At 55.0% G+C, this 13,069-nt stretch carries 8 protein-coding genes; 2 read left to right on the top strand and 6 right to left on the bottom strand.

Translation table 11 applies throughout. The features are described from left to right. Positions 1-132: 132 nt before the first annotated feature. The 5 genes from MXM41_RS06005 to MXM41_RS06025 all read right to left on the bottom strand — a co-directional run bounded on the left by MXM41_RS06005 (position 133) and on the right by MXM41_RS06025 (position 5,934). Positions 133-1,776 carry a multidrug ABC transporter permease/ATP-binding protein gene (locus tag MXM41_RS06005; RefSeq protein ID WP_325930510.1) on the bottom strand — a complete coding sequence of 548 codons (1,644 nt, stop codon included), beginning with the start codon at positions 1,774-1,776 and terminating at the stop codon, positions 133-135. A gap of 76 nt (positions 1,777-1,852) precedes the next feature. Then, entirely contained in the window at positions 1,853-2,503 is a 651-nt protein-coding gene (alkB, locus tag MXM41_RS06010) for a DNA oxidative demethylase AlkB (protein WP_325930511.1), read from the bottom strand. Next, positions 2,503-3,567: a bifunctional DNA-binding transcriptional regulator/O6-methylguanine-DNA methyltransferase Ada gene (gene ada, locus MXM41_RS06015; RefSeq protein ID WP_325930512.1), complete on the bottom strand. Its 1,065-nt coding sequence runs from the start codon at positions 3,565-3,567 to the stop codon at positions 2,503-2,505. Before ada ends, alkB begins: the two co-directional genes overlap by 1 nt. Positions 3,568-3,639: 72 nt before the next feature. After that, a complete protein-coding gene (gene apbE / locus MXM41_RS06020; RefSeq protein ID WP_325930513.1) occupies positions 3,640-4,695 on the bottom strand; it encodes an FAD:protein FMN transferase ApbE in 1,056 nt (351 codons plus the stop codon). A 120-nt stretch (positions 4,696-4,815) separates the two neighbouring features. Beyond that, on the bottom strand, positions 4,816-5,934 hold the full coding sequence (locus MXM41_RS06025; protein WP_325930514.1) for a porin OmpC: 1,119 nt from the start codon (positions 5,932-5,934) through the stop codon (positions 4,816-4,818). A gap of 738 nt (positions 5,935-6,672) precedes the next feature. Here MXM41_RS06025 and rcsD point away from each other — a divergent pair. Beyond that, positions 6,673-9,345 (top strand): phosphotransferase RcsD, encoded by a 2,673-nt coding sequence (gene rcsD / locus MXM41_RS06030; protein WP_325930515.1) that lies wholly within the window; start codon positions 6,673-6,675, stop codon positions 9,343-9,345. 16 nt (positions 9,346-9,361) lie between these two features. Then, positions 9,362-10,012 carry a response regulator transcription factor RcsB gene (gene rcsB, locus MXM41_RS06035; RefSeq protein ID WP_032612710.1) on the top strand — a complete coding sequence of 217 codons (651 nt, stop codon included), beginning with the start codon at positions 9,362-9,364 and terminating at the stop codon, positions 10,010-10,012. Positions 10,013-10,128: 116 nt separating this feature from the next. On the opposite strand, the gene rcsC is transcribed toward rcsB, so the two are convergent. After that, positions 10,129-12,975, bottom strand: coding sequence for a two-component system sensor histidine kinase RcsC (gene rcsC / locus MXM41_RS06040; RefSeq protein ID WP_325930516.1), 2,847 nt, complete (start codon positions 12,973-12,975; stop codon positions 10,129-10,131). Between the last annotated feature and the right edge of the window lie 94 nt (positions 12,976-13,069).

Genomic DNA, 13,069 nt, shown 5'->3' on the forward strand with positions numbered 1-13,069 from the left:
GTTGGCATTAAGCATAGCGCGGGGTTGTGTAAATTTTAATAAACGGATGAGAGGACAGGATAAAAAAACAGCAGATGGAGGGGCAGAAACGCAGACCGGGTGAGGCGGAGCCGCCACCCGGCACAGTTACACTCAGGCGGTACGGGCTACGGCATCGCGCGACGCGGCATCACGCTCCGCGCCGGTCAGTTCCGTCAGCTGGCCGCTGCGCATCTCAAGCAGGCGGTCCGCATGGATGAAGTAATGGTCGTCATGGCTGATGGCAAAGATGGTTTTGCCCATCTGCTGCATCAGCGGGAGAAGCACCTGATAGAACTCGCGGCGGAAATGCGGGTCCTGATCGGCAGCCCACTCGTCCAGCAGAATGATGTCACGCTCTTCCGCCAGCGCCAGCAGCAGCGCCACGCGCTTCTTCTGCCCTTTCGACAGCTTGAGGTTGAGGATTTTGCCATCCTGCAACTCCAGCTTATGCGACATTTGCAGGTGCGCCAGCCACTTGTCCACCAGCGCCGGCTCGGCCTGCCTGCCTTCCGGCCCCAGCAGCTGATCGAACAGCCACACGTCGGTAAACACTGCGGAGAACAGCTTGCGATAATCTTCCGGTTTTTCGGCGCTGAGCGGTTTACCGTCCAGCAGGATCTCGCCCGACTGCGGCTGATACAGCCCGGTCAGCAGCATGGCCAGCGTGGATTTTCCGCTGCCGTTGCCGCCAATCAGGAACAGCAGTTCGCCACGATTGAGGGTCAGGTTGACCGGCCCGACGGAGAAGGCGTTGTCCTGGTACTGGAAGGTGACGTTGCGCAGCTCCAGCGTCTGCCAGTCCGGAAAGGCCTCAGGGCGCGGGAATTCGGCTTTATAAGGCGTCAGCGCGAACTTACGCAGCTTGTTAAAGGCAACCTGGGCACTGAGCAGGGTCGGCAACGCGCCCACGGCTGAGAGCAGCGGCGTGCGCAGGAACAGCAGCGTCAGCGAATAGGTGGCGGCGACGTTGGTATCCGCCCAGCCGAGGCTGTTTGCCATCCAGAAGACCAGGCCAATCGCCCCCAGCATCATGATATTTGACCAGTTGACCGCGCTCAGGTGGAACGTATCGGCACGCACAATGTGATGACGATACTCGCGGGCATCGGGGATATAAAGGTTGTTGAAGATGTGCTCGGCGCGCTCGCGGTTGAGGGTCAGCTCTTTGCGCCCTTCCAGCACGGTCTGGTAGTCGTTATAGAGCTTATCTTCGGTTTCGCGCAGTACCGCCATATGCTTATAGACGCGCGACACCAGCATGTAGCCACCCCAGATGGTGATCGCAATCCACAGGGCGGTGATCGCCAGCATTTTGGTGGAGAGCCAGGCCAGATAGGCGGCCGACCCAAAGGTCAGAATAATTCCCTGCACCAGTTCCGGCAGACGCACAAAAGCGATGGTGATTGAGCGTACATCGCTGGTTAAGCCAGCCAGCAGCGAGGCGCTGCCCAGCTGTTCCACACGTTCAACCTGGGTGTCCAGAATACGCTTGATAAACTCGCTGCGCAGGCGGTAGACGAAGTGGTGACCCAGGGTAGTGAGCGCCAGCTGCGATCCCAGCGTGACGGCCATCAGCAGGATCAGCAGCCCGAGAAATTCCGGCAGCACCATCAGGGTGGTATCGACGGTTTCAATTAAACGCAGGTTGATAAAGGCGATAAGCCCAATACCCAGCGCGGCGCTGAGCAGGCTTAATGCCATCACCGCGATAAAAGGCCAGCGGTATTGGCGCCAGACCAGTAACAGGAGTTCCATGCAGAGCAATCCAGACAAGAAAAAACAGCCAGCAGTGTAAACTGCTCGCCGCTTACATCAAGAATAATTCTTATTTTTATTCGTTATACGCCGCCTGGCGGAACGTCAGGTTGTAGCGGTAATCGCCAGTGAGAGGATGCGTACCTGGCTTAAGCGGCTGAATGCCATGGTAAAACAGTCGCGATGGCCCACCCCAGACCACCACGTCACCATGCTCAAGCAGCAGGCGCTTAAGGGGAGCGTTACGACGTAATCCGCCAAACTGGAAGATGGCGGGAAGACCGAGCGACACCGAGACAATCGGCGCCCGCAGGTCCGCTTCATCTTTATCCTGATGCAGCGAGAGCTTCGCCCCGATGCCGTAGCGATTGATAAGACAGGCGTCCGGCTGGAAATCAGGATAACCGGCCGCACAGGCGGCCTCATGGCACAGGGTAGCAAACGCCTCCGGCATCGGCGGCCAGGTGGCGTCGGTAAGCGGGTCGAGTGGGGAGTAGAGATAGCCCCGCTGATTGGTGGTCCAGCCCAGCCCGCCGCAGTTGGTCATCGCCACTGACATGGTGTATCCCCCGGGGGTGACCATCTGGCGAAACGGCGACGCGGCGGACACCTGTTCAACGCCCTGTAATAACGCGGCGGCTTCTGCCCGCGCGAAGCGTCGCAGGATCACCGCCCCGGGTGCCAGCGGCTCATGCCAGGGCTGTTCATCCGCAAAGAGATCGAGCATCACACCTCCTCTTTTTTGGCTTCACGACGCAGCAGAGCCGCTTTGCGGGCCGTGCCCCAGCGGTAGCCCGCCAGCCCGCCATCGCTACGCACCACCCGGTGGCAGGGAATCACGATCGCCAGGGTGTTAGCAGCGCAGGCCCGGGCTACAGCCCGTACCGCGCCGGGATGACCAATAGCATTGGCCACCTGCTGATAGCTTGCCGTCTCACCGCTACGTATGGCGCGCAGGGCCTGCCAGACCTGGCGCTGAAAGGCGGTGCCGCGAATATCCAGCGGCAGCGCGAGCGCCACGGTGTGGTTATCCACGCTGGCGATCACCTGGGCGACACGCGCCGCGAACGCGGCATCTGCCTGTTCCCGTCGGGCGTGAGGGAAGATCGCTTCCAGCCCGGCAATCAGGGCGCTGTCGTCGTCGCCGGGTAAAATCGCGCAGATCCCGCGCGTGCTTTCCGCCACCAGACACCGCCCCAGCGTGCAGTCGCTCAGGGCATAACGCACGGTGGTCTCTTCCCCGCCGTTGCGGAACTGCTTCGCGGTCATTCCAAGCGTGGCATCGGCCTTGCGATAGTAACTGCTGCTGTCAGGGAAACCTGCCGCCAGCACGGAATCGGTTATGCTCTCGCCCTTCGCCAGGGCATGGCGGAGCCTTTTTGCCCGGGCAGCCTGTTGCCAGCCTTTCGGCGTCATGCCGGTGTAAGATTTAAACAGACGATGAAGATTATAAGGGCTCATTGCCACCTGCTGCGCCAGCATCTCCAGAGTCAGGGGCTGCTCCTGCTCCAGCAACCGGCAGGCTTTTTCGATAGTGGCGACGCGCTGCGCCTGGGGATCCTGCTGGTCCGGGCGGCAGCGTTTACAGGGGCGAAAACCCGCCAGCTCCGCATTGCGGGCATCGGGATAAAAGTGCACATTTTCGCGTCGTGCGTGGCGCGCCCGGCATGAAGGACGGCAGAAAATACCGGTGGTCTGCACGGCAAACACAAATTCACCGTCGGCATCAGGATCGCGGGCCAGCACCGCCAGCCAGCGTTCGTCATCATTATTCAGGTTCGGCTTTTTCATGATCGGCTCCTTATGTAAGCATACTCATAGCCTGCCTGAGCGCCAGCCGACAAAAACCTGCAACCTTGCTTTTTAATTCGCCCCGTTGACGAGGAAACTGGCGAACTGCGGGGACATCCAGGTTTTGAAGCCCTGCCCTTCGCGGGTGATCATATAGACCGCCAGACCCTGCTGACGCACGATCTCTTTGGCTTTTTCCGCCCCCAGCACCATCAGGCCGGTATCCCAGGCATCGGCTTCCAGGGCCGTCGGGGCGATCACCGTCACCGACACCAGGTTGTGGGTAATCGGACGACCGGTTTGCGGATCGATCACATGTGAAATGCGTTTTCCATCCAGTTCATAATAGTTGCGGTAGCTGCCGGAAGTGCTGATGCCGTGGCCGTTGATATCGAGAATGGCCTGTACGGCGTTTTGCTCATCGGTCGGCTTCTGGATCGCCACGCGCCAGGGCTTGTCGCTGGCGTTCATGCCGCGACTGACCAGCGCCCCACCCACCGACACCAGATAGCGGGAGATCCCCTCCTCCGCCATCAGGCGGGCCAGGTGATCGGCAGCATAGCCTTCACCTATCGTCGAGAGATCGACAAACAGATCGGGAATATCTTTTTCAAGGTATTGCTGGCCGGCCTGATTAATGACGGTCAGGTGCTGCAGGCCGGTTTGCGCACGGGCGTCGTCAATTTGCGCCTGGTCAGGGGTTTTCACCGGCTGCTTGTCCGGGCCAAAACCCCACAGGTTAACCAGTGGGCCAACGGTGATATCCATCGCGCCGTTGGTTTTGTAGCCCACCCGCAGCGATTCGGTGACAATATCCGCCATCGCTTCGCTCACCGGCCAGGGGGAGGTGCTCTTCGACTGGTTAAAGCGCATCAGCGCCGAATCGTTTTTATAGGTGGACATCAGCTGATCGTCGCCGTCCAGCTGAGACTGAATCTTTTCGCGCAGTTCTTCTGCCTGAGAAGCGGAGAGATCGATCGCGCTGACGCGCCAGAAGGTGCCCATCGTTTTCCCTTCCAGTACCGTCGCGGCGGCGGTTTCGCTCTTTACCTGTGGCGCCGGGGCATCGCACGCAGAGAGCATAAACAGTGCCGCCAGGAAGCCGACACGCAGAAAAGTAATTTCCATTCGTTATTATCCTCGAGCCTGGGACCGGCAAGAGTACACCAAAAAACAGGCTTTGTAAGGGCCTGATAGCAAAACCAAAAAAAGGGGCCCGTTGGCCCCTTTTACAATACGGCGTAAGACTTAGAACTGGTAAACCAGACCCAGTGCTACGATGTCATCAGTGCTAACGCCAGCCTGACGGGTGAAGGAGTTATCATCCAGCAGGTTGATTTTGTAATCCACATAGGTGGACATGTTTTTGTTGAAGTAGTAAGTCGCGCCAACATCAACATATTTCAGCAGATCCTGGTCGCCGAAGTTGGTGTTACCGTTGCTAACGTCCTTACCTTTGGACTGCAGGTAAGCCACGGATGGACGCAGACCGAAGTCGAACTGGTACTGTGCAACCACTTCGAAGTTCTGCGCTTTGTTAGCAAAGCCATAAACATCGCTGTCGGACTGAGAGTTACCGAAACGGGTTGCGTTGTAGGTCTGGGAGTACTGCGCTGCCAGGTACAGGTTGTTCGCATCATATTTCAGGCCGCCGCTGTATACTTCAGCGCGGTCGCCGTCACCGTAAACGCCTGCAGCGTTCTGGTCTGCGGTACGTTTAGAAGAGGCTGCTGCCGCGCCTACGCTGAAGCCTTCGCCCAGATCGTAGGTCAGGGAGCCGCCGAAGCCGTCACCGTTCTGTTTCAGGGTGCTACGACCGGTATCGTTTTCACCGCTTACGCTGCCGTTTTTACCCTGATACTGCAGAGCAAAGTTCAGGCCATCAACGAGGCCGAAGAAGTCCTGGTTACGGTAGGTCGCAACGCCGTTAGCACGGGATTGCAGGAAGTTATCGGAACCGTAGGTGTCGCCGCCGAATTCTGGCAGAACGTCGGTCCAGGAGGTTACGTCGTAGATCACGCCGTAGTTACGACCGTAGTCGAAAGAACCTGCTTCAGCGAATTTCAGACCCGCGAAGGCCACACGCGTCCAGGACTGGTTGTCGCTCTCGGTGGTGTTACCCTGAATCTGGTATTCCCACTGGCCGTAACCGGTGATCTGGTCATTAACCTGAGTTTCGCCTTTGAAGCCGATACGCATGTAGGTCTGGTCGCCATCAGCGCCATCGTCATCAGAGAAATAGTGCAGACCGTCTACTTTACCGTAGAGATCTAATTTGTTGCCGTCTTTGTTGTAAATTTCAGCCGCATTCGCTGCGCCTGCTACCAGCAGTGCTGGCACCAGGAGGGACAGTACTTTAACTTTCATTATTTTAACCCTCTGTTATATGTCTTTTATTACCACTGCTTACTGATTAACCCTCTTAACCAGTCGGCCAGTTCATTCTCCTCAAAAATACAGAATAATCCAATAAGAATATGATACGAAAACTTTTAAGATGTTTCATATTGCTGTATAGATGTTTCATTTTGTAAATACAAGGGAACTTTTTGGCCGCACAATAAGTTAAAAAATAAAGCACCAAAAATCAAAAAGTTAAAATAAATCATTAAAATCAACAAGTTACACAAAAATAAATTATAGCACTGATTGACAAAACAAAAATGGCTCCGACTACTAAAATATCTCTCGCTATCATCATTAACTTTATTTATTACCGTCATTCAATTTTGAATGTCTGTTTATCCAGAATGGAACCGAATGCAATGCATTCGGTTTTTTTTTACTCATCTTTACGCAAATTTAAATATTTGTGCTACCCACCTGAAACTATAACGATTATTAATTAAATCTTTTCTTTCTTTTTTTAGTCATAGAAATTTAATGGGTAATTTAATTTCTTGTTTATTCGTGCTATTTTTTTCATCTATTGTCAGTTATTTGTACAATCTTTACATGACCGTACAGATTTAAGACAATCGTTTTGCTTTGCGCAACGACGCGAAAAAGTCAGCCTTTGCGGTAGCGTGAGGCTGGAAATTCGATTATTACGCTTTATACTGCCCTATTCGCCTGAAGCGCAGCCATAACGGGTCAAACACATTAATGAGTCAGTCTGAAACCACAGCCGCGAACAAGTTCTCCCTGCTTCCGGGCAGCATTACTCGTTTCTTTCTTCTATTGATCGTTGTGCTGTTAGTGACCATGGGCGTGATGGTGCAGAGCGCGGTCAATACCTGGCTCAAAGACCGCAGCTATCAGATTGTCGATATCAGCCACGCGCTGCATAAACGCATCGACACCTGGCGCTACGCCACCTGGCAGATTTACGACAACATTGCGGCAACTCCCACGACCTCCTCTGCTGAAGGCTTACAGGAGACGCGCCTGAAACAGGACGTCTATTACCTTGAGAAAACGCGACGTAAAACCGAAGCCCTGATTTTCGGCTCCCACGACAGCGCCACGCTGGAGATGACTCAGCGGATGTCGACCTATCTGGATACGCTGTGGGGCGCAGAGACGGTTCCCTGGTCGATGTACTATCTCAACGGTCAGGACAACAGCATGATCCTGATCTCTACCCTGCCGCTTAAGGATCTCTCCTCCGGGTTTAAAGAGACATCCGTAGGTAATGTTGTGGATTCCCGCCGCGCTGAGATGCTACAACAGGCTAACGCCCTGGATGAGCGCGAAAGTTTCTCTTCCCTGCGTCGGCTGGCCTGGCAAAATGGCCACTACTTTACCCTGCGCACCACTTTCAATCAGCCGGGCCATCTGGCAACGGTGGTGGCTTTCGATCTGCCGATCAACGATCTGATCCCGCCGGACATGCCGCTCGACAGCTTCCGCCTGGAGCAGGACAACTCGGTGCAAAATCTGCGCGTGCCGACGGATAAAGAGAGCCCTGACAGCGTCTCTATCTCCTTTAATGGTTCGAAAATTGAAATTGCTTCATCGCTGAACACCACAGGCATGCGGCTGGTCTGGCAGGTACCTTTTGGTACGCTGCTGCTGGATACCCTGCAAAATATTCTGTTGCCGCTGCTGCTCAATATCGGTCTGCTGGCACTGGCGCTGTTTGGTTACAGCACTTTCCGTTCGCAGCCGGGTCGCCAGAGCGATGTTCCCGTTTCGGCCGGTACGAACAACGAACTGCGCGTACTTCGCGCCCTGAATGAAGAGATTGTCTCTGTGCTGCCGCTCGGCCTGCTGGTGCACGATCAGGAGGCCAACCGGACTGTTATCAGCAACAAAATTGCCGATCACCTGCTGCCGCACCTGAATCTGCAAAACATCACCAGCATGGCCGATCAGCACCAGGGAGTCATTCAGGCCACCATTAATAATGAGCTGTACGAAATCCGTCAGTTCCGCAGCCAGGTGGCGTCGCGGACGCAAATTTTCATTATTCGCGATCAGGATCGCGAGGTGCTGGTCAATAAAAAACTCAAGCAGGCGCAAAGACTGTATGAAAAAAACCAGCAGGGCCGTGCGGCGTTTATGCAAAATATTGGCGAGGCGTTCAAGCTACCGCTGAAAGCGCTGGCCAGTGAAGCCGCCCACTTATCCAGCCCGGAGAGCCTGCAGCTGTCAGGTCATGCCGATACGCTGGTGCGACTGGTGGATGAGATCCAGCTTGCCAATATGCTGGAAAATGACACCTGGAAGAGCACGGCGTCGCTGTTCTCCATTCAGGATCTGATCGATGAAGTGGTGCCGGAAGTGCTGCCAGTGATCAAGCGCAAGGGGCTGCAGCTGCTGATTAATAACCCGCTGCGCGCCAACGATGAACGTCATGGCGACCGTGACGCCCTGCGCCGTATCCTGCTGATGCTGATCCAGTACGCGGTCACCACTACCCAGATCGGAAAAATTACCCTCGAAGTAAGCAGCGATGAATCGGCCGACGACCGCCTCACCTTCCGTATTCTTGATACCGGCGAAGGGGTTACGGCCAGTGAAATCGACAATCTGCACTTCCCGTTCCTTAATGAGACCCAGGGCGACAACTATGGCAAGGCCAATGCCCTTACCTTCTGGCTCTGCGATCAGCTGGCACGTAAACTCGGCGGTCATCTGAATATCAAAGCGCGTGAGTCGCTGGGCACCCGCTATTCGCTGCACGTCAAAATGGCGGCCAGCCCGCAGGAAGCAGAGGAAGATGAACGCCTGCTGGATGACGTAGTGATCATGGTGGACGTGACCTCAAATGAGATCCGTAATATTGTGGTTCGTCAGCTGGAAAACTGGGGCGCAAGCTGTATCTCGCCTGACGAACGGCTGGCAAGTCAAGAATATGATCTCTATTTAACGGATAATCCGTCTAATCTTACTGCCTCGGGCTTGCTTTTAAGCGATGATGAGCCAGGCGTGCGAAAAATTGGCCCAGGCCAGGTGCGCGTCAACTTTAATATGAGCAATGCTATGCAGGAAGCTGTACTACAACTAATAGAGGAGCAGCTGGCACAGGAAACGATCCCGGAATCCCCACTGGGCGGCAATGAAAATGCTGAACTTCATGCCAGCGGATATTATTCGCTCTTTGTAGACACAGTACCAGATGATGTTAAGAGGTTGTATACTGAATCGGCCGTGAATGACTTCGCGGCATTGGCTCAGACAGCACACCGGCTCAAAGGGGTGTTTGCCATGCTTAATCTGGTTCCAGGCAAGCAATTATGTGAAACGCTGGAACATCTTATTCGTGAGAAAGATGCCGCCAGCATAGAAAAATACATCAGCGACATTGACGCCTATGTCAAAAGCTTGCTGTAGCAAGGTAGCCCTATACATGAACAATATGAACGTAATTATTGCCGATGACCATCCGATTGTACTGTTCGGTATTCGCAAATCACTTGAACAGATCGAGTGGGTGAATGTAGTCGGTGAATTTGAAGATTCCACAGCACTGATTAATAACCTGCCTAAGCTTGATGCGCACGTGCTCATCACCGACCTTTCCATGCCTGGAGATAAGTACGGTGACGGGATTACGCTGATCAAATACATCAAGCGCCATTTCCCCAGCATTTCGATCATCGTGCTGACCATGAACAATAACCCGGCGATTTTAAGCGCCGTTCTGGATCTCGATATCGAAGGGATCGTCCTGAAACAGGGCGCACCAACCGATCTGCCAAAAGCGCTGGCCGCGCTGCAGAAAGGGAAGAAATTCACCCCGGAAAGCGTCTCTCGTCTGCTGGAAAAAATCAGCGCTGGTGGCTACGGCGACAAACGTCTGTCACCTAAAGAGAGCGAAGTGTTGCGTCTGTTTGCCGAAGGTTTCCTGGTGACCGAAATTGCCAAGAAGCTCAACCGCAGCATTAAGACCATCAGTAGCCAGAAAAAATCTGCGATGATGAAGCTAGGCGTGGAGAACGATATCGCCCTGCTGAACTATCTCTCTTCCGTGACGCTGAGTCCGGCAGATAAAGAGTAGTTGTGCAAATTGCCGGATGGCAAAGTAAAAGCAAAAAGGCAACGTAAGTTGCCTTTTTTTATGTTTAATTCCTCGGACGAAAGGAGAGAGTGGGAGTGAGGGTATCAGGCCGCCCCCTATACTCGCGTCTTCCTTACCCGCTCTGCGTATATTGACAGCGTCTGTTTCAGCACGTCCAGCGTAACTGGCTTGGAAAGACAGCTGTCCATGCCCGACTCCAGACAACGCTGCTTCTCTTCTGCCAGCGCGTTAGCGGTAACCCCCACCACCGGCAGCGTCAGGCCAAGCTGTCGAATACGCTGGGTCAGGCGATAGCCGTCCATATTCGGCATGTTCACGTCGCTCAGAACAATATCGATATGGTTTTTGCTCAGCACGTTCAGGGCGTCAACGCCGTCATTCGCAGTTTTGCACTGATAGCCCAGCGAGCCAAGCTGGTCGGCCAGCAGGCGACGGTTGATCGGATGGTCATCTACCACGAGGATCATCATGTCCTCATTTAACGACTGTACTGATTCCGGTGATGGCAGCGACGTCGTCCCGTCCGCGCTGTCCAGTTCCACACGATAGATACGCGCCAGCAGCGCGATCAGCTCATGTGGCGAGGCCACGCTGTTCACCCACTCGCCGTGCGCACGCTCCAGCGCGATGCCGATATGACGACGGCAGAAGATCACTGCCGCTTTACCCTGCCATGGCTGCGTCAGCTCATCGTCGGTAAGGAGCATATCTTCTGCGTCCGGCGTTTGCCCGGCGTAGCGCGCCACCCGGATGCCGTGTGACGTCAGCAATGACTCCAGGTAGGCATACAGCGAGGCGTTATTGACCGCCAGCCAGCAGCGTTTATCGCTTAACCCCTCGATCAGCGTATTGGCCGGAGACTGCGCCGCATAGAGTGGGATACGAATAGTGAACTGACTGCCCATGCCCGGTTCGGTATCCACAGAGATATCGCCGTCCATCATGCTGATCAGTTTTTCACAGATCGCCAGCCCCAGCCCGGTGCCCTGGAAGTTACGCTGCACGCCCGTTCCCACCTGGAAGAAAGGATCGAAGAGTTTAACCACTTCTTTCGCCGGAATACCCACCCCGGTGTCACGCACGCGAATGCTCAGGTAGTCTCCTGCCCGACTCACGTGCATCACAATGCAGCCCATATCGGTAAATTTAATGGCGTTGCTGAGCAGGTTCGAGATCACCTGCTGCAGACGCATCGGATCGCCCTGCAGCGACAGCGGCACGTCCGGCTCAATAAAGCAGTACAGCCCCAGCTGCTTACGCACCACCAGCGGCAGATAGTTGGCGCTGATATGATTCATTACCTCGCGCGGCGAGAATTCACGCGGTTCAATTTTTAGCTGCTCGGACTCGATTTTGGAGAAGTCGAGAATATCGCTGATAATTTTCAGCAGCAGGCTGGAGGAGTTGTTCATCGCCGTCACCAGACGGTCAACGCCCCGTGGCAGCTCTTTGGTCTGCAGCAGATCGAGGTTACCGATAATCCCGTACAGCGGGGTTCGCAGCTCGTGGCTGACGGTTGCGAGGAACATCGACTTAGACTGGCTGGCCTGTTCCGCGGACTGGGCCATATCCTGCAACGACTCTTCCATTTTGACGCGTGCGGAGACATCCACCAGCACGCAAATGGCCACGTTCTCATTACGGTAGCGCGAGTGCACAAAGCTTATCTGCAGGTTGGTGTTATTGCTGGTCAATACATCGACGAAGTTGACCTGCTGCCCGCAGATAATCTGCGTCAGTCGCTGTCTGTCCTCATGGGTGAGCATATTCAGGTAGTTATGTGCCAGCTCGTTACTAAGAATGTTAGTACCGTCAAGGGTGCGCAGGATACAGATCCCCACCGGGGCAGAGGCGACGATCTTACGGTTGAACTGCTCATGCTCTTCAAGACGCTGGGCGTCGACCTCCGCCGGAATAAAGATTTTGCGCTCGTACATCCGCGCGAGGGTAAACAGCGCAATCCCCACCAGCACGTTCAGCAGCACTGAGTTAAGGATCAGCATGCGGATACGCTCCAGCACCATATCCACCGGAACGGAGTAGACGATGCTCAGCGATGACGGTGGCAGGCTTTTTTTCATCACCAGGTCATGAAAACCGGCGCTGTAACCAAACCATGAGCGCTCCTGCATCCATCGGGGATCGATCTTCAGGCGCGATTCCGGCCCGGCCAGCGATATCAGTGAATGGCCATTTTCATCGACAATGGTCACGCCCATCGGCAGATTACCCGGGGTGAAAAAGTTCTCCATACGGATAGTCTGCTCGATGCCGAGCATCGCCTGCAGACGATTGCCCAGATAGACCGGCGTCAACGCATAGAAGTACCCTACCCCCGAACGCGGCCCCTGACTTATCCAGAACAGATTGTTACCGCGCTCATCCTGCGGCGCGTTGCGGTATTTGATGATCCGCTCGTGCAGGCTTTTCAGGGCGCTGTCCCGCTCTACCGGTACGTTGCGCAGGCCAAAGTCGGCCATACAGAGGTTTTCGCTGCCAATCAGGAAGACACGGTTCAGATCGTAGGCTGCCGAGAAGTTATCGCGCCAGTAGCGCATAAACCAGGCCAGCGATTCCAGCGAACCCCGCCACGCGGAGCCCATCGTCGAGCAGTCCGAGTCCGGGAAGAGAGGCTCAAAGTCAGGGACATCCGTTTTACTGTCGCGCCCTCGGATAGCCAGAACGCCGTTTTCTGCCGTCAGACGGTTCTCGGCAATATACTTGAGCTCCTTCATGACGTCAGAGGTGCGCTGAATATAGCGCTGGGCCTGATCGTAGCTGAGGCTAAACTCCTGACGGATCTCCAGTTCCTTCTGGTGCAGCGCATTAACGATATAAAACACCGAAAATAGCGCGATCAGCACCCAAATCAGGAGTGCCAGCGCCCGGAAAAGATAGCGAGAAACTTTCAGCGTGGTTCGAAAGGAGACGAGGTATTTCAAGGGGGCGAGGCTCCGCCGTCAGGATCACAAGGAATGGGTTAAGGTAGCGGTAAATCGCCGCCGTCGCAATGTTCGGTTGTCTGCAATTCAGGGC

The organism is Leclercia adecarboxylata (genome assembly GCF_035787115.1).
GTDB lineage: Bacteria > Pseudomonadota > Gammaproteobacteria > Enterobacterales > Enterobacteriaceae > Enterobacter > Enterobacter adecarboxylatus_E.